Below are 17,763 nucleotides of genomic sequence, written 5' to 3' on the forward strand. Positions count from 1 at the left end.
ACGGAATCGCCGCACGCCTGAGCCGGCCGTACAACGGAATCGCCGCACGCCTGACCCGGTGTCCGAACCGCCGCCGCCGCGCACCCGGGCAGCCGTCCGGCCCCGAGGGCACAGGGACCCCCGGGGCCGGTGGCACACGCGCCGTCCTCCAGGTGTGCGAAAGCCCGGATCGTCAGGCGGAAATGCCGTCGATCCGGGCCAAGGCGTCGTCCGCGCCGAATGGCTGCAAGTACGGCAACCAGCGCGGGTCCCTATGCCCGGTGCCGATGATGCGCCAGGCAAGTCCGGTGGGTGGAGCGGGTTTGTGGCGCAGCCGCCAGCCGATCTCGAAGAGGTGTCGGTCGGCCTTCACGTGGTTGCAGCGGCGGCACGACGCCACCACGTTGTCCCAGACGTGCTTGCCCCCGCGGCTGCGCGGAATGACATGGTCGACGCTGGTTGCGACGCCACCGCAGTACATGCACCGGCCCCCGTCGCGCGCGAAGAGCGCCCTGCGGGTAAGAGGAACGGGCCCCCGATAGGGAACCCGGACGAATCGCTTGAGCCGGACCACGCTGGGTGCGGGGACTGTGACGGTTGCGCTGTGCATGAAGGCGCCGGACTCCTCGAGGCATACGGCCTTGTTCTCGAGGACGAGGACGAGCGCGCGGCGGAGCGGTACGACGCCGAGTGGCTCGTACGACGCGTTGAGGACCAGGACATGCGGCACGGATGCCTCCTTGGGCGTCGGCGGCGCGTGGCTCGCGCCGGGACGATCTGTAGTCAGTCTCCCCTCTTGCCTGGTGAAAGCGCCACCATGTGCCGGTAACGGGCTGGGAGTGTTTTCGACCACATCTCATTCATCCCCCGGACGATGAACGGTTCATCCCACCAGTTCATCCCCCGGTGGGCACGTCTCCTCCCTCGAACATGGCGACGATCCACACACGATGCCCCGATAGTGTGGTGGACCTGCCCCGCCGGTGACCTTTTCGTGACCTTGACCGCCGACCGGAGGGGCGGGTCGCCGCACTGGAGGTACCTGCCGTGTCCCTGCCCGCCGTCCTACCGGCCGCCGACCCGTCGCCGTCCCCGACGCCCTCGGAGCCGACCTCTCCGGCGGTCCCGTCGATCCAGGACGCCCACGAGAGCGCCGCCGAGGCCGCGAGCTGGGTCGAGCAGAACTGGAGCACCTGGCTCGCGATCAGCCTCCGGGTCCTGCTGATCCTGGTGATCGCGGCGGTGCTGAGAGTGTTCGTGCGGCGGGCGATCACCAAGCTCATAGACCGGATGAACCGCACCGCGCAGGCGGTGGACGGCACGGCGCTGGGCGGTCTGCTGGTCAATGTGGAGCGCCGCCGTCAGCGCTCGCAGGCGATCGGCTCGGTGCTGCGCTCGGTGGCCAGTTTCCTGATCATGGGCACCGCCGCCCTGATGATCCTGTCCACCTTCGAGATCAACCTGGCCCCGCTGCTGGCGTCCGCGGGTGTCGCGGGTGTCGCGATCGGCTTCGGCGCCCGCAACCTGGTCACCGACTTCCTCTCCGGCGTCTTCATGATTCTCGAGGACCAGTACGGCGTCGGCGACTCGATCGACGCGGGCGTGGCCTCCGGCGAGGTCATCGAGGTCGGCCTGCGGGTGACCAAACTGCGCGGTGACAACGGCGCGATCTGGTACGTCCGCAACGGCGAGGTCAAGCGCATCGGCAACCTCTCGCAGGGCTGGTCGACGGCCGGGGTGGACGTCACCGTCTCCTCCTCGGAGGACCTGGACAAGGTCAAGGCCACCATCGGCGAGGTCGCCGAGCGGATGAGCAAGGAAGAGCCCTGGAACGAGCTCCTGTGGGGCCCGATCGAGGTGCTCGGCCTGGACAGCGTGCTGCTCGACTCCATGGTCGTACGCGTCTCGGCGAAGACGATGCCGGGCAAGTCCCTGACCGTCGAACGCGAGCTGCGCTGGCGCATCAAGCGCGCCTTCGACGCCGCCGACATCCCGATCGTCGGCCGCGCCGCCGTCCTCGTCGAGGACGAGACCTCGGCCGACCCGACGGCGGGCATGGCCGCACCCTCGGCCTACGCGAGCACCACCTCACCCCAGTCCGTGGCGGCCACTCCGTTGACGCCGCCGAGCGTGACGAAGTAGGCGTAGCGCGGCAGAGGGGCTCCCGGCATCGCCGGGAGCCCCTCTTTTCTGCGCGCGCCGAGCCCGCGGCCCCGTCTCCACGGTGGTGTACATCCGCCGGTTGTACGGCCAGGTCCCTCGGTTGTTTGATCCCTGCTCATCCCACTGGCTTGGATGGCCCGGACCGGGGGGCGGACGTGTGAGCGGGGTGGTGTGCGGTGGCCGGCGGGCGGTCGTGTGAGCGGGGTGGTGTGCGGTGGCCGGCGGGCGGTCGTCGGGGCGGCGGTTCGGGTGGCTGTGGGCGGCCTACGCGGTCAGTTCTCTCGGCACGTGGCTGGCGTTCGACGCGTTCTCGTTGATCGCGGTCGTCGTGCTGAACGCCGGGGCGACCGAGGTGTCACTCCTCGCGGCCTCGGGGCTCGCGGCGGGGGCGGCGCTGGCGGTGCCGCTCGGGGCGTGGGTGGAGTTCCGGCCGAAGCGGCCCGTGATGGTCGCGGCGGATCTGATCCGATGCGCGGCGCTGCTGAGCCTGCCCGTCGCGTTCGCGCTGGACGCGCTCGATCTCGGGCAGCTGCTGTTGGTGTCGGTGGTGATGGCCGCGGCGGACATCACCTTCAACGCGGCGAGCGGGGCGTATCTGAAGTCCCTGGTGCCGCCGCAGGACCTGCTCGTGGCGAACGGCCGCTTCGAGGCCACGATGTGGACGGCCACGGCACTCGGCCCGCCGCTGGGCGGCGCGGCGTTCGGGACGTTCGGCCCGATGGCGACGGTGCTGGCGAACGCGACCAGCTTCCTTCTCTCCGCGCTCGGCATCCGGGCGATCGGCGGGGAGGAGGGGCAACGATCCCGCGGCTGGAGCACCGCACCTCGTAAGCAAAGGCAACGACTCTGCGGCTGGGGCGTCGCGTCCCGTAAGGAAAGGCAACGACTCTGCGGCTGGGGCGTCGCGCACCGTAAGGAAAGGCAACAACCCTGCGACTGCGGCTCCGCATCCCGCAAAGAAAGGCAACAACCCTGCGACTGCGGCATCGCGCCCCGCAAAGAAAGGCAACAACCCTGCGGAGAAGGGCACGTGCCCCGCGAGGAAGGGCAACAATCCCACCCTGACTCCCCCTCAGGGCGGCCCCGGGCGCGCGACCTGCGGGCCGGCTGGCGGCATCTCCTCACCGAGCCCACCCTGCGCCCGCTGTTTCTCAACACCGTCCTGGTCAACTCCCTGATCATGGCGCAGGCTCCGCTGCTCGCCGTCCTCATGCTCGGCCGGCTCGGCTTCGCCCCCTGGCAGTACGGCCTCGCCTTCGCCGTGCCCTGCCTGGGCGGCCTGCTGGGCTCACGGCTGTCCCGGCGCCTGACCGCCCGGCACGGCAGCCACCGGATCCTGCTCGCCACCGGCACCCTGCGCGCCTGCTGGCCCGTCGGCCTGGCCTTCGTCGGCCCGGGCGCCCCCGGCCTCCTGCTGGTCATGTCCGTCGAGTTCGGCCTGATCACCTGCGCGGGCGTCTTCAACCCGGTGCTCGCCACGTCCCGCCTGGAGCTGACCCCGCCGGACCGCGTCACCCGCACCCTCGCGGCGTGGTCGATCAGCGCCAGGACGGCGACCGCGGCGACGACAGCGGTGTGGGGATGGCTGGCGGCCCTGACCGGCCCGCGCACGGCGATCGCTCTCGCCGGCGCCCTGTTGCTCGCGACGCCCCTCCTGCTCCCATGGCGTGAGCACGCCCGGCGGGTCGGCGCCCTCAAGTAACGACTCGGTTGCCTGCCGGACCACCTCTCTTGACGCCGACTTCCCGCCGGGCTTACGTTCCTCCGCAGCGAATAGGAAACTTTCCTAACAGTGACCTTGGATGGACTTCCGTCATAGATCACTGAGAAGCTGGTCAGCCGAGAGGCAGGTGTCGACACCATGGCAGGAACCGCCGGTACGCCGGGCACCCCGCGCGTCCTGCGCGCCATGAACGACCGTGCCGCCCTGGACCTCCTCCTGGAGCACGGGCAGCTGTCCCGCACGCGGATCGGCAAGCTCACCGGCCTGTCCAAGCCGACCGCCTCGCAGTTGCTGGCCCGCCTGGAGGCCGCCGGCCTCGTCCTGGCGACCGGCACGACGGAGGGCCGCCCCGGCCCCAACGCCCAGCTGTACGAGGTCAACCCGACCGCCGCGTACGCCGCCGGGCTCGACGTCACCCCCGAACGCATCCTCGCCGCCGTCTCCGACATCACGGGCCGCACGGTCGGGTCGTACGAACTGCCCACCCCCGGCAGGCGTCCCTCCCAGCCGGTGGTCCGCCAGGTCACCGACGCGCTCGACGGCGCGGTGAAGGCGGCGGGACTGGCCCGCGACGACGTCCACCGGCTCGTCATCGGCACCCCCGGCGCCTTCGACCCCAACACGGGCCGGCTGCGCTACGCCTCCCACCTCCCCGGCTGGCACACGCCCGCACTCCTGGACGAACTCGCGGCGGCCCTGCCGATGCCGGTCGAGTACGAGAACGACGTCAACCTCGTGGCGGTGGCCGAGCAGCGGCTCGGCGCGGCCCGCGGCCACGAGGACTTCGTGCTGCTGTGGAACGAGGGCGGTCTCGGTGCCGCCCTGGTCCTCGGCGGCCGGCTGCACCGCGGCTGGACCGGCGGTGCGGGCGAGGTGGGTTTCCTGCCGGTTCCGGGCACTCCCCTGGTCCGGCAGGTGACCAAGGCCAACAGTGGTGGCTACCAGGAACTGGCCGGTTCCCAGGCCATCCCCCGGCTCGCTCGCGAGATCGGCATGTCGTCCGTCCCGTCGACACCGTACGCCGAGGCCGCCGCCACCCTCGTCGAGCGGGCCGCCGGCGAGGACACCGTCCTCAACCGGCTGCTCCTGCAGACCTACGCGACCCGGCTGGCCACCGGTCTCGCCTCCCTGGTCTCCGTCCTCGACCCCGAACTGGTCGTCCTCAGCGGCGCCTCCCTGACCGCCGGCGGCGAGGTGCTGCGCGCCCTCGTCCAGTCCGAGCTGGAGGAACTGGCCGCGTCCAGGCCCCGGCTCGTCGTCGGCGACGTACGTGAACACCCAGTGCTGCGGGGCGCGTTGGAGAGCGCGCTGGCGACCACGCGCGACGAGGTCTTCAACACCTCGCGCTGACCGCCCGCCCCGTTCGGCTCACCTCCGCAACCCACCTCTCGCCTCACCCCCCGCCTTCCCTTCACCCATCCCGTCCCTGGGAGACCTCGCCATGCCCGGAAAGTCCTGGAAAGCCATACCCTCCGTGTCCCGGAAGACCACCGCGGCGCTTGCCGCCTCCGCCTCTCTGGCCCTGCTCGCCACGGCCTGTACCGGCTCGTCGGAGTCCGGTGCGAACGACGACCCCGACGCCAGGACGACGATCACCTTCTGGCACGGCTGGAGCGCGCCGGCTGAGGTCGAGGCGATCCAGGAGAACGTCGACGCGTTCGAGAAGGCGCACCCGAACATCACGGTGAAGGTCGTCGGCAACATCAACGACGACAAGCTCAACCAGGCGCTGCGCGCGGGCGGTTCGAACGGGCCGGACGTGGTGTCGTCGTTCACCACCTCCAACGTCGGCAAGTTCTGCTCCTCCGGCGCCTTCCTCGATCTGAAGCCCTTCATCGAGAAGTCGCAGCTGGACCTCGACAAGCTCATCCCTGAGCCGATGCTGGACTACACCCAGTTCGAGGGCACCCGCTGCGCCCTGCCGCTGCTGGGCGACGCCTACGGCCTCTACTACAACAAGGACGCCTTCGAGAAGGCCGGCATCAAGTCGCCGCCGAAGACCTGGTCGGAGTTCGCGCAGGTCGCCGAGAAGCTGACCGTCAACAAGGGTGACAGTTACCGGCAGCTCGGGTTCATGCCGACGTACCACGGCTACGAGACGGTCGTGGACCACTACATGTCCCAGTGGGACCACGCCTACTTCGACCAGGACGGCAGGTCCAACATCGCCAAGGACCCGGCGTTCGCCGAGATGTTCACGTACCAGAAGAAGCTCATCGACGACCTCGGCGGCTTCGCGAAGCTGGAGAAGTACCGCAACACCTTCGGTGACGAGTGGGGCGCCAAGCACCCGTTCCAGACCGGTCAGGTGGCGATGCAGCTCGACGGTGAGTGGCGGCTCGGGATGGCCGAGGACGCCGGCGTCGACTTCGAGATCGGCACCGCCCCGATGCCCGTCGCCGACGACGAGGTGGACGAGTACGGCAAGGGTTTCCTCTCCGGCACGATCATCGGCATCGCCCCGCAGAGCGAGAAGCAGAACGCGGCGTGGGAACTGGTGAAGTACCTGACCACCGACACGCAGGCGGTCGTCTCCTTCGCCAACGCCATCCACAACGTGCCCTCCACCTTCGAGGCGCTGAAGTCGCCGGACCTGAAGGTGGACCCCGGTTTCAAGACGTTCCTGGACATCGCCCAGAACCCGCACTCGAACACGCCGCCGGCCTCCGTCAACGGCTCCACGTACCAGACGACGCTCCAGGACTTCGGCTACCAGTACGAGTCCGGCAAGGTGAAGGACCTCAAGGCCGGTCTGGAGAAGACCGCGAAGCAGATCGACACCGACATCGAGCAGGCGAAGTAGCCTCCCGATGTCCACGCACACTCTCCGCGCGAAGCGCCGCAGGTCGGCGCTTCGGACGGTGGCCTTCCTGTCACCGTGGCTCATCGGGTTCGGCGTGTTCTTCGCCTATCCGCTGGTGTCCACCGTGTACTTCTCCTTCATGAAGTACGACGGCTTCGGCACGCCGGTCTTCCGCGGCCTGGGCAACTGGGCCTACGCCTTCAACGACTACCCGCTGTTCTGGCCCGCCCTGCGCAACACGCTCTGGCTCGTCCTGGTGATGGTGACCTGCCGGGTGGTCTTCGGCCTGGGCGTCGGCCTCCTGATCACCAAGATCAAGACGGGCACGGGCGTCTTCCGGACCCTCTTCTACCTGCCCTACCTGGCCCCGCCGGTCGCCGCGACCCTCGCTTTCGTCTTCCTCCTCAACCCCGGTACCGGACCGGTGAACTCGGTCCTCAACAGCCTCGGCCTGCCGACCCCCGGCTGGTTCACGGACCCCGCCTGGTCCAAGCCGGCCCTCACCGCGCTCGCGCTGTGGGGCGTGGGCGACCTCATGGTCATCTTCATGGCCGCGCTGCTCGACGTACCGAAGGAGCAGTACGAGGCCGCCGAGCTGGACGGCACGTCGGCCTGGCAGCGGTTCCGCTACGTCACCCTGCCGAACATCTCGCCGATCGTGATGTTCGCCGTGGTCACGGGCGTGATCCAGACGATGCAGTACTACACCCAGCCCTTGGTGGCCGGGAAGGTCGCCTCCGGCATCATCGGCGGCTCCGGCCAGCAGTTCGAGCCCGGCTACCCCGACAAGTCCACGCTCACCCTCCCCCAGCTCGTCTACAACCTCGGCTTCCAGCGCTTCGACTACGGCTCGGCCTGTGTGGTCGCACTCGTACTGTTCGCCCTCGCCATGGCGTTCACCGCGCTGCTGATGCGGCGCCGGGGCGGACTGATCCAGGCAGGTGACTGACCATGACCCAAGTGCTCGACAAGCCGGTGCAGTTGGATCCCCCGTCCGTCGCCGAGCGCACCGCCCGCCGCAAGGCGCTCCTGGAGTGGATAGCGGTCCATTCCCTCGGCGTCGCGGCCGCGCTCTTCTTCACGCTGCCCTTCGTCTTCGTCGTCCTGACCTCGCTGATGAGCGACCAGCAGGCACTCACCCGCGATCTCGTCCCGGACACCTGGGAGTGGGGCAACTACACCAAGGTCTTCGACACCCCAGGCTTTCTGACCTGGTGGAAGAACACGCTGATCTACGCCGGCCTGGGCACCGTCCTCACGGTCGTCTCGTCGATCCCGGTGGCCTACGCGCTCGCCAAGTTCCGCTTCCGAGGCCGCAACACAGCCCTGATGCTGGTCATCTCGATGATGATGCTGCCGCCTCAGGTGGTGATCATCCCTATGTACCTGTTCTGGGCGAAGCAGCTGGACCTGTCGGGCACCCTGTGGCCCCTGATCATCCCGATGGCGTTCGGGGACGCGTTCTCGATCTTCCTGCTCCGCCAGTTCCTGATGACGATCCCGAACGAGTACCTGGACGCGGCGAAGGTGGACGGCTGCGGCGAACTGCGCACCCTCCTTCGGGTCGTCCTCCCCATGGCGAAGCCGGGCATAGCCGCGGTGGCCCTCTTCCAGTTCTTCTACGCGTGGAACGACTACTTCGGGCCCCAGATCTACGCCTCCGAGAACCCCGGCGCCTGGACGCTGTCCTACGGCCTGGAGTCGTTCAAGGGCGCCCACCACACCGACTGGAACCTGACCATGGCCGCGACCGTGCTGGTCATGGCCCCCGTGATCCTCGTGTTCTTCTTCGCCCAGAAGGCGTTCGTAGAGGGCGTCACGCTCACCGGAGTAAAGGGTTGATGCACGCATGAAACTCACCGTGGTCGGCGGAGGTTCGACCTACACCCCCGAACTCATCGACGGCTTCGCCCGCCTCCGGGACACCCTCCCCATCGCGGAACTGGTCCTGATGGACCCGGCGCAGGACCGCCTGGAACTGGTCGGCGGCCTGGCCCGCCGCATCTTCGCCCGGCAGGCGCACGACGGCACGATCACCACCACCACGGACCTGGACAAGGCCGTCGACGGCGCCGACGCGGTCCTCCTCCAGCTCCGCGTGGGCGGTCAGGCGGCCCGCGAACAGGACGAGACCTGGCCCCTGGAATGCGGCTGTGTGGGCCAGGAGACGACAGGAGCCGGCGGCCTGGCGAAGGCGCTGCGCACGGTCCCGATCGTCCTCGACATCGCCGAGCGCGTGCGCCGCGCCAACCCCACCGCCTGGATCATCGACTTCACCAACCCGGTCGGCATCGTGACCCGGGCCCTGCTCCAGAAGGGCCACAAGGCGGTCGGCCTGTGCAACGTGGCCATCGGCTTCCAGCGCAAGTTCGCGACGATGCTGGGCGTGTCCGCCTCCGACGTCCACCTCGACCACGTGGGCCTCAACCACCTCACCTGGGAGACCGGGGTGCGCCTGGGCGGCCCCGAGGGCGAGAACGTCCTGCCGAAACTGCTCACCGACCACACCGAGACGATCGCCGCGGACCTGCGCCTCCCCCGAGCCGTACTGGACCGCCTGGGCGTCGTCCCCTCCTACTACCTGCGTTACTTCTACGCGCACGACGAGGTGGTCCGCGAGCTGCGCACCAAACCGTCCCGTGCCGCAGAAGTGGCGGAAATGGAAAGAAAGTTGCTGGCTCTCTACGCCGACCCGGCCCTCGACGAGAAGCCGGAGCTGCTCGCCAAGCGGGGCGGGGCGTACTACTCCGAGGCGGCGGTCGACCTGGCGGCGGCGCTGCTGAACGGTGCGGGCAGCCCGTACCAGGTGGTCAACGCCCACAACAACGGGACGCTGCCCTTCCTCCCCGACGATGCGGTGATCGAGGTGCAGGCGGCGGTCGGCAGGCAGGGCCCGACCCCGCTCCCCGTCTCCCACGTCGACCCCCTGTACGCGGGCCTGATGGCCCAGGTGACGGCGTACGAGGACCTGGCCCTCGACGCGGCCCTGCACGGCGGCCGCACCCGCGTCTTCAAGGCGCTGCTGTCGCACCCCCTCATCGGCCAGTACGAGTATGCGGAACGACTCACCGACGAACTCATCGCACACAACCGGGAGCACCTCGCGTGGGCATGACCGCACGTGTCCTCGCCGTCGACGCGGGCAACAGCAAGACCGACGTGGCAGTGGTGGCGGCCGACGGAAGCGTCCTCGCCACCGCCCGCGCGGGCGGCTTCCGGCCACCGGCCGTGGGTGTGGAGCAGGCGATGGACACGCTCGCCGAGGCGGTGGACGAGGCCTTCACCGCCGCCGGCGTGACCGCCGTCGACCACGTCTCGGCGTGCCTGGCGAACGCCGACTTCCCGGTCGAGGAGGAAACCCTGGCGACGGCGCTGCACGCACGCGGGTGGGGCACAACGGTGGAGGTACGCAACGACACCTTCGCGATCCTTCGCGCCGGAGTGACCGAACCCCGCGGTGTGGCCGTCGTGTGCGGCGCCGGCATCAACTGCGTAGGCATGCGCCCCGACGGCCGCACGGCCCGCTTCCCCGCGCTGGGCCGTATCTCCGGTGACTGGGGCGGCGGCTGGGGCCTGGCGGAGGAGGCCATGTGGCACGCGGCACGGGCGGAGGACGGCCGAGGCGCACCCACGGACCTCAAGCACACCCTCCCCGCCCACTTCGGCCTGCCCACGATGTACGCCCTGATCGAGTCCCTGCACCTGGAGCGCATCGAGGACATCCGCCGCCACGAGCTGACCCCGGTCCTCTTCGCCACGGCGGCATCCGGCGACCCGATCGCCCGCTCCGTCATCGACCGCCTGGCCGACGAGGTGGTCGCGATGGCCACGGTCGCCCTGACCCGCCTGGACCTGCTGGAGGAGGAGACACCGGTCCTGCTGGGCGGCGGAGTCCTGGCCGCCCGCCACCCCCAACTGATCGACACCATCCGGGACTTGCTGGCATCCCGTGCCCCCAAGGCAGTCCCGAACGTGGTCACGGCAAACCCGGTACTGGGAGCGGCCCTGCTGGGCCTGGACGCCGTAGAAGCACCCCCGGAGGTCCACACCCGCCTCCGCGGCCACTTCGAACGGTAGGAACGGCGGACCCGCGGTGACTGTTCGCGCAGTTCCCCGCGCCCCCAGAAACAAGGCGCTGCAGCGGGCCCGCGCCAAGCCGTGACCGCACCCGTCACAACCGTTCGCGCAGTCCCCCGCGCCCCTGGGGAGTCGCAGTCGCCCACGGCGGCAAGGGGCCGTGCCGGGGGTGTCCGCCCGCAGCGGCGGGCGTCAACGAACAGCACCCTCCTGATGCCGGGCAACCGCCCGACCGAGGACGGACACCCCCCGGCACGGCCCCGACCCACAACGAACCCGCACGCGCTACCCGCACCCCCCACCCGGCGCGACGGGCCCCCGCAGGCAAAGACGCGCACCCCCCGAACCCCGATCCTGGAACCGAACAGATTCCCACGGCGTTTTCATGGGCAGGGGGTGGTGCGGGGCACCCACGCTGCGATCCGATCAAGATCCAGCGAAGGCCGGTGCGGATGTCAGTCCCGGCAGCGATACTTGCCGCGACGGATGACCACGGGGGAGGTCAGCAGTGACACAGACGCCGAACAGCAGCGCACCACCGGAAAACGCCCCGGCACACGGCGCACCCACCATGCCGTCCGTCCCCCCGCAACAGCACAACAACACCTCACACGCCCCCACACCCACGGCACCCACACCACCCACAGCACCCCCCACACAACCCCGCCGCACAGCCTTCGCCGAGGGCTTCGACCAACTCCGCACCGCCGCCACCACCGAACCCGGTCGCCTCCGCATCATCGGCGCCCTCCTCGCCCTCCTCGTGGTCGCCTTCGGCTCCATCGCCGCCTGGCAGATGACCGAGCGCGCGGCCGCAGCCGACGACGTCCTCAACCGCAGCCAGCCCCTCACCTCCGACGCGGCCGACATCTACCGCTCCCTGGCGGACGCCAACACCGCGGCAGCCAGCGGCTACCTCGCCGGCCTCCAGGAGAAGCCGGCCATGCGCGAGGGCTACGAGCGCGACATCCGCACGGCCGCCGCCAAGCTCGTCACCGCCGCCGCGAACTCCGAGTCGGGCTCCACCTCGGCGAAGACGATCGCCGAACTCAGCAGACTCCTACCGGAGTACAAGGGCCTGGTCGAGACGGCACGGGCCAACAACCGCCAGGGCTACCCCGTCGGCGGCGCCTACCTGCGCGCCGCGAACGAGATGATGCAGCAGCGGATGCTCCCCGCGGCCCAGAAGCTCCACGAGACGGAGAACGAACACCTGCGCGACGACTACGCGGACGCGAAGTCGTTCCCGTGGGCGGCCGCCGGCCTCGGCGCCCTCGCCCTGGCCGCCCTCGCCTGGGCCCAGCGCCGCAACTACCGGCGCACCAACAGGGTCCTGAACCACGGCTTGGTCACCGCCACGGCCGCCTCCACGGTCGTCCTGCTGTGGCTCGCCGTGGGACAGGTCGTGGCACGCGCCGGCCTCAACGACTCCTACGACCACGGCGTGCGCTCGCTGAACGTCCTGCACGAGGCCCGCATCGCCTCCCTCACCGCCCGCAGCGACGAGAACCTCACCCTGGTCCGCCGCGGCGCCGACACCAAGAGGCTGGCCGACGACACGGTCGTCGACGCGTACGAGTGGGGCTACGACAAGGAGATCGACGCGCTCGCCAAGGCACTCACCCGGGCCGAGGACCTCGCCGACGACACGGCGGGCAAGAAGCCCGTGCAGGACGCCAACGGCTTCATGAAGATCTGGAGGGACCGCCACGACCTGGCCCGCGACGACAACGACTCGGGCAACTACCAGGCCGCCCGCGACCGGGTCATCGGCGCCGCGGAGGAGCCCACGAGCGTGTGCTTCGACAACGTCGACAAGGCCCTGGCGACCGCGCTCGCCCACGAGCAGAACGAGTTCAGGCAGGCCGCCGGCGACGGCCGTGACTCGCTGACCGGCCTGCCGACCGGCGCCGCGGTCCTCGCGGTCCTGGGCGCGGCCGGCGCGGTCCTCGGCATCGGCCGCAGGCTGTCGGAGTACCGGTGAGAGGGGGCACGACGATGAACGCACGCTCCACGACGAACGAGGGCGACACCCCGGTCCGCCTCCGGGGCGCGGCCGGCGCATGGCGCCGGCTGCGGGCCGGCGTGCGCGGCTGGGGCGGGGTGGGCGCGATGGCCGTCGTCTGCGCTCTGGCGCTGGCCTTCGCGCTGCTGCTGCCGCTGTCCCAGGAGGGCGGCCCCGGGGACGCCTCCGGTGCGGGCCGGGGTCTCGCCCACGGCAGCCAGATGCGGGCCGAGGAGTGCGAGAACCCCGAGGACCAGTCCCTGTCGCCGTCCGGCGGCGACGGCGGGACGCCGGCCCTGGATGCCATCAAGGGCCGCAAGGACCGGCGTCTGATCGTCGGCGTCGACACCAACAGCTACCGCTGGGGCTACCTCGACCCGAACAACCCCTCCGGCGAACTGGAGGGGTTCGACATCGACCTGGTCCACCGGATCGCCGAGGACATCCTCGGCGACCGTGACGACGTGCGGTTCAAGGCGATCCCGACGAGCCGCCGGATCGAGGCGATCCAGAAGGGCGAGGTCGACATGGTGGTGCGCACCATGACGATCAACTGCGACCGCATCGGCCAAGTCGCCTTCTCCGCCCCGTACTTCGTCACCGGCCAGCAGGTCCTGGCCCCCAGGACCTCGAAGATCACCGGGTTCGACAAGACCCTGGCCGGCCGCAAGGTGTGCTCGGCGGAGGGCTCCACCGCGTACGACAGCCTCGAAGCGGGCAGGAGGAACGGCGGCCTTCCGGCCTCCACCGACATCAGCGCCACCGTCCCCAACCAGCTCGACTGCCTGGTGAAGTTGCAGCTCGGAGAGGTCGACGCGGTCGTCACGGACGGCGCGCTCGCGGCGAGTCAGGCGGCGCAGGATCCGACCGTGGAACTCAAGGGCAGCCTGTTCACGGACGAGTACTACGGCGTGGCGATGAAACTGGGCTCGGACGATCTGGTACGCCAGGTCAACCGGACCCTGGAGAACTACGTCAAGGACGGCGGCTGGGAGGCGTCGTACGAGAAGTGGCTCCACCCGACCATGGACCAGGGCGACAAGAAGTCGGCGTCGGCGACCCCTCCCGAGGCCGACTACAAGTAGCCGGCCGTCAACTGACGGACGGCTGACGGAACTCAACGCAGCGAGAGGTGATCGATGGGCGTCACGGACCCCGCCGGGCCGGTGATGGACCGGGACGAGGTGGACCGTGCGCTGGCGCGGCTCGGCGCGGAGCACGAGGCGATCGAGACCTCGCTGCTCGCCCTTCAGGACCACGCGGGCCGCAGACTTCTCGAAGGCGCCGAGCTGACGGGCGTCACCAGGGAACGCTGGACGGCCGCGGAGGCGTCGATCACGCTGCTGTGGGCGTACTTCGACGCGTACACCGACGCGTTGCGCTCCGCCCGCGAGATCCGGGCCCGTCGCCGCTGGTCCAGCCGGGACGACCTGGTGGAACTGACGGAGCTGCTGCGGGGCGAGTCGGTGACCGTCGCGGGTTCGGCGACGGCGACCGCGGCCGCCCCGACGCTCCAGGGGTCCGCGAGCAAGCTCAGCGAGCAGTTCTCACTGGTCACGCTGGTGGACCGGATGAACGAGCTGTACGCGACCTCACTGGACATGGTGGTCGCCGCGGACGCGGTGTGGTCGGCGCTGCCGGCCCGTATCGATTTACTCGCCGCGGAGCTCCAGCGCACCCGCCGCCTCGCCCACTCCGTCGGGGTGCGCCCGGGCGAGCACCCGTCGGGGGACGACCTGGAGCGCATCACTCGCACCCTCACCAACCTGCGCGCGGAGGTGGTGTCCGACCCGCTCGCGTACTGGATCCGGACGCAGGGCAGTTCGGCGCCGGGCGGCGGCAGGCCGGACACCACGGTCTACGACCGCGAGGCGCGCGCCCTGGAGGACGTACGGCGTGAGATCGACGCGGTCCTGACGGTCCGTCAGGACGCCGAGCAGCGGCTGGTCAAGTTGCGGGACGTGCTCTCCCGCGCGGACCGTACGCTCGCCGAGGCCCGCACCGCGCGCGGCGAGGTGCTGGCGAAGATCGCCGCCACGGAGGTGCCGGTCGTCAGCGGCCCGCCGACCGTGCTCCAGGAGCAGCTGGCGACGGCAGCGGAGTACCGCAGATCGGCCCAGTGGCACCGCCTGTCCCCGCTCCTGGAGTCGCTGGAGCAGAAGGCGGAGGACGAACTGCTGCGCGCCCGCGAGTCGTTGACCGCGGTCACCGCGCCCCTGGCGGTCCGCGCCGAGTTGCGCGGCCGCCTCGACGCGTACAAGGCGAAGGTCGCCCGGCACGGCCTCGCGGAGGACCCGTTCCTCATCGAGCGCTACGACGCGGCCCGCCGCATGCTGTGGAGCGCGCCCTGCGACCTGCGGGTCGCCGAGCAGGCGGTGCTGCGCTACCAGCACGCGGCGGCCGACCTGCTCGGCGGCGGCCGGGTACCGGGGCCGCGCGGGCCCGAGGATCGCGGGGGAGCATGAGGGTGAGGGGGGAGTCGTGAGTCAGGCACAGCGCACCTGTCAGCGGCCGGACTGCGACGGGGCGTACGAGGACGTGGGCGGCGGCGAGCTGTACTGCGACACCTGCGGCCTGGCCCCGGTCGTGTCGGCGTCCGGCGTGGTCGGCTCGCCGCCCACCGGGATGACCGGCGGCAAGGAAGCGCGCGGCTCGACGGGCAGCGGCAGTTCCCGCTCCACCGGCCGCGGGAGCTCCCGTACGTCGTCGCAGTCGTCGAAGTCCCGGCGCTCGGTGTCGGGACGGCTCTCGCGCTCGCTGTCGGGCCGTTCCACGGGCCGCTCGGTGTCGGTGCGCAGCTCGGGTTCGTCCACCGGATCCAGCGGGCGCGGCCGGCTCGGCGTCGGTCTGGTCCAGGTCCCGGACGTGCCGCGGCCCGATCCGCGCGCGATGGTCCTTGAGAACCCGGAGGTGCCCGAGCGCAAGCGGTTCTGCTCGCGTTCGGACTGCGGCGCGCCCGTCGGCCGGGCCCGCGGGGAGCGCCCGGGCCGCACCGAGGGATTCTGCACGAAGTGCGGGCACCCGTACTCCTTCGTCCCGAAGCTGAAGTCCGCCGACATCGTGCACGGCCAGTACGAGGTCGTGGGCTGCCTGGCGCACGGCGGGCTCGGCTGGATATATCTCGCCGTGGACCGCGCGGTCTCCGACCGCTGGGTGGTGCTCAAGGGTCTGCTGGACACCGGCGACCAGGACGCGATGGCGGCGGCGATCTCCGAGCGGCGCTTCCTCGCGGAGATCGAGCACGCCAACATCGTGCGGATCTACAACTTCGTCGAGCATCTCGACCAGCGCACCGGCTCCCTCGACGGCTACATCGTCATGGAGTACGTCGGCGGCAAGTCCCTGAAGGAGATCGCGAACGCCCGGCGCACGGAGACCGGCAGGCGCGATCCGCTGCCCGTCGAGCAGGCGTGCGCGTACGGCATCGAGGCCCTGGAGGCGCTCGGCCATCTGCACAACCGCAACCTGCTGTACTGCGACTTCAAGGTCGACAACGCCATCCAGACCGAGGATCAGCTCAAGCTGATCGACATGGGCGCGGTGCGCAGGATGGACGACGACGAGTCGGCCATCTACGGCACGGTGGGCTACCAGGCGCCGGAGGTCGCGGACGTCGGCCCGTCGGTCGCCTCCGACCTGTACACGGTCGCGCGCACCCTGGCCGTGCTGTCCTTCGACTTCCAGGGCTACACGAACGTCTACGTCGACTCGCTGCCCGATCCCGACCACATCGAGGTCTTCCGCCAGTACGAGTCCTTCTACCGCCTCCTGGTCCGCGCCACCGACCCCGACCCGGCCCGCCGCTTCGCCTCCGCGCAGGAGATGTCGGAGCAGCTGACGGGCGTGCTGCGCGAGGTCGTGTCCTTGCAGACGGGGCGCGCGCGGCCGTCGCTGTCGACGCTGTTCGGGCCCGAAGTGCGTGTGTCGGACACGGAGTTGTTCCCGAAGCTGGACGGTGAGGTCTCGCGGCTGGGGGCCCGCGTGGCACCCGCCGGCAAGCAGCTCACGGCGGGCAACGGGCAGCCGGGCGGTGCCGCCGCCTCGAGTGCCGCCGGTTCCGGCGGCATCGTCAAGCCTGCCTCCGCCTCCGTCGCGGCGCTCGCCCTGCCGGTCCCGCGGGTCGACCCGTCCGACCCCAACGCCGGTTTCCTCGCGGGTCTGATGACGACCGCGGCGGCCGAGCTGCTGGGCGCCCTCGCCGCCGCGCCCGCGCCGTCGACCGAGACCCGGCTGCGGCAGGTGCGGGCCTGGCTGGAGAACGGCGACACCGGCACCGCGCACGAGACGCTGCTGAAGCTGGAGGACGAACGGCCCGACGACTGGCGGGTGGTCTGGTACCGCGGGGTCGCCGCGCTCGTCACCGGCGACCACGAGGGCGCCGCGCTCGCGTTCGACGCCGTCTACGACGCCTTCCCGGGCGAGCCGGCCCCCAAGCTGGCCCTCGGCCTCTGTGCCGAGGTACTGGGTCAGCTGGACAACGCCGCCGAGTACTACCGCCTGGTGTGGTCCACCGACCCCAGCTACGTCAGCGCCGCCTTCGGTCTGGCGCGCGTGCAGCTGGCGACCGGTGACCGCCGCAGCGCCGTGCGGACCCTGGAGTCGGTGCCGGAGAGCTCCATCCACTACACGGCCGCACGCGTGGCGGCCGTCCGCGCCCGGCTGCGTCAACGCACCGCGATCGCCTCCGACGTACCGTTCCTGGACGACCTGACCGCCGCCGCGGGGCAGGTCGAGGCGCTCGACGCGTACGGCCTGGACCCGGCGCGCCGGGAGCAGTTGTCGACGGAAGTCCTCGGCTGCGCGCTGGACTGGATACTCTCCGGGGGCCAGGGTTCCGCCCCTGGCAGCGCCGGAGGACGGACGCTGCTCGGCAGCGGCCTGGACGAGCGGGGACTGCGTTTCGGTCTGGAGCGTTCGTACCGCATGCTGGCCCGTCTCGCACGGGGCGGCGAGGAGAGGATCGACCTGGTGGAACGTGCCAACCGTTACCGCCCCCGGACGTGGGTGTAGTTG

General features: G+C 70.7%; 13 protein-coding genes. 12 read left to right on the forward strand and 1 reads right to left on the reverse strand.

Annotation, left to right across the window (positions count from 1 at the left end; translation table 11 throughout):
• Positions 1 to 172: 172 nt before the first annotated feature.
• A complete protein-coding gene (locus AC3ETA_RS02480) occupies positions 173 to 709 on the reverse strand; it encodes an HNH endonuclease (RefSeq protein WP_109498769.1) in 537 nt (178 codons plus the stop codon).
• A gap of 317 nt (positions 710 to 1,026) precedes the next feature.
• Here AC3ETA_RS02480 and AC3ETA_RS02485 point away from each other — a divergent pair, with 317 nt between their 5' ends.
• The 12 genes from AC3ETA_RS02485 to AC3ETA_RS02540 all read left to right on the forward strand — a co-directional run bounded on the left by AC3ETA_RS02485 (position 1,027) and on the right by AC3ETA_RS02540 (position 17,760).
• Positions 1,027 to 2,121 carry a mechanosensitive ion channel family protein gene (locus AC3ETA_RS02485; protein ID WP_432191137.1) on the forward strand — a complete coding sequence of 365 codons (1,095 nt, stop codon included), beginning with the start codon at positions 1,027 to 1,029 and terminating at the stop codon, positions 2,119 to 2,121.
• Positions 2,122 to 2,356: 235 nt separating this feature from the next.
• Complete coding sequence (locus AC3ETA_RS02490; RefSeq protein ID WP_432191138.1) at positions 2,357 to 3,844, forward strand: MFS transporter; 1,488 nt, start codon at positions 2,357 to 2,359, stop codon at positions 3,842 to 3,844.
• Positions 3,845 to 4,003: 159 nt separating this feature from the next.
• Positions 4,004 to 5,215 (forward strand): ROK family transcriptional regulator, encoded by a 1,212-nt coding sequence (locus AC3ETA_RS02495; protein ID WP_432191139.1) that lies wholly within the window; start codon positions 4,004 to 4,006, stop codon positions 5,213 to 5,215.
• Positions 5,216 to 5,306: 91 nt separating this feature from the next.
• A complete protein-coding gene (locus tag AC3ETA_RS02500) occupies positions 5,307 to 6,668 on the forward strand; it encodes an ABC transporter substrate-binding protein (RefSeq protein ID WP_432191140.1) in 1,362 nt (453 codons plus the stop codon).
• Positions 6,669 to 6,675: 7 nt separating this feature from the next.
• Positions 6,676 to 7,617 carry a carbohydrate ABC transporter permease gene (locus tag AC3ETA_RS02505; RefSeq protein WP_432191141.1) on the forward strand — a complete coding sequence of 314 codons (942 nt, stop codon included), beginning with the start codon at positions 6,676 to 6,678 and terminating at the stop codon, positions 7,615 to 7,617.
• A 2-nt stretch (positions 7,618 to 7,619) separates the two neighbouring features.
• Positions 7,620 to 8,510 carry a carbohydrate ABC transporter permease gene (locus AC3ETA_RS02510; RefSeq protein WP_346180115.1) on the forward strand — a complete coding sequence of 297 codons (891 nt, stop codon included), beginning with the start codon at positions 7,620 to 7,622 and terminating at the stop codon, positions 8,508 to 8,510.
• Positions 8,511 to 8,517: 7 nt separating this feature from the next.
• A complete protein-coding gene (locus tag AC3ETA_RS02515; protein WP_432191142.1) occupies positions 8,518 to 9,783 on the forward strand; it encodes a 6-phospho-beta-glucosidase in 1,266 nt (421 codons plus the stop codon).
• The gene (locus AC3ETA_RS02520; RefSeq protein WP_432191143.1) at positions 9,774 to 10,745 is read left to right on the forward strand and encodes an N-acetylglucosamine kinase; all 972 of its coding nucleotides are present in this window, start codon (positions 9,774 to 9,776) and stop codon (positions 10,743 to 10,745) included. Before AC3ETA_RS02515 ends, AC3ETA_RS02520 begins: the two co-directional genes overlap by 10 nt.
• A 508-nt stretch (positions 10,746 to 11,253) precedes the next feature.
• Positions 11,254 to 12,729: a hypothetical protein gene (locus AC3ETA_RS02525; RefSeq protein WP_432191144.1), complete on the forward strand. Its 1,476-nt coding sequence runs from the start codon at positions 11,254 to 11,256 to the stop codon at positions 12,727 to 12,729.
• A gap of 14 nt (positions 12,730 to 12,743) precedes the next feature.
• Positions 12,744 to 13,835 (forward strand): glutamate ABC transporter substrate-binding protein, encoded by a 1,092-nt coding sequence (locus tag AC3ETA_RS02530; protein ID WP_432191145.1) that lies wholly within the window; start codon positions 12,744 to 12,746, stop codon positions 13,833 to 13,835.
• Positions 13,836 to 13,889: 54 nt separating this feature from the next.
• A complete protein-coding gene (locus AC3ETA_RS02535) occupies positions 13,890 to 15,215 on the forward strand; it encodes a hypothetical protein (protein WP_432191146.1) in 1,326 nt (441 codons plus the stop codon).
• 16 nt (positions 15,216 to 15,231) lie between these two features.
• Positions 15,232 to 17,760 carry a serine/threonine-protein kinase gene (locus AC3ETA_RS02540; protein ID WP_432191147.1) on the forward strand — a complete coding sequence of 843 codons (2,529 nt, stop codon included), beginning with the start codon at positions 15,232 to 15,234 and terminating at the stop codon, positions 17,758 to 17,760.
• Positions 17,761 to 17,763: the final 3 nt, after the last annotated feature.

This window comes from Streptomyces sp. bgisy027 (genome assembly GCF_057710365.1).

Bases quoted from the DNA above. Each gene is read 5' to 3' on its own strand.
- AC3ETA_RS02495 (WP_432191139.1), top strand. From the start codon at position 4,004: ATGGCAGGAACCGCCGGTACGCCGGGCACCCCGCGCGTCCTGCGCGCC.
- AC3ETA_RS02500 (WP_432191140.1), top strand. From the start codon at position 5,307: ATGCCCGGAAAGTCCTGGAAAGCCATACCCTCCGTGTCCCGGAAGACC.
- AC3ETA_RS02505 (WP_432191141.1), top strand. From the start codon at position 6,676: ATGTCCACGCACACTCTCCGCGCGAAGCGCCGCAGGTCGGCGCTTCGG.
- AC3ETA_RS02510 (WP_346180115.1), top strand. From the start codon at position 7,620: ATGACCCAAGTGCTCGACAAGCCGGTGCAGTTGGATCCCCCGTCCGTC.
- AC3ETA_RS02515 (WP_432191142.1), top strand. From the start codon at position 8,518: ATGAAACTCACCGTGGTCGGCGGAGGTTCGACCTACACCCCCGAACTC.
- AC3ETA_RS02530 (WP_432191145.1), top strand. From the start codon at position 12,744: ATGAACGCACGCTCCACGACGAACGAGGGCGACACCCCGGTCCGCCTC.
- AC3ETA_RS02535 (WP_432191146.1), top strand. From the start codon at position 13,890: ATGGGCGTCACGGACCCCGCCGGGCCGGTGATGGACCGGGACGAGGTG.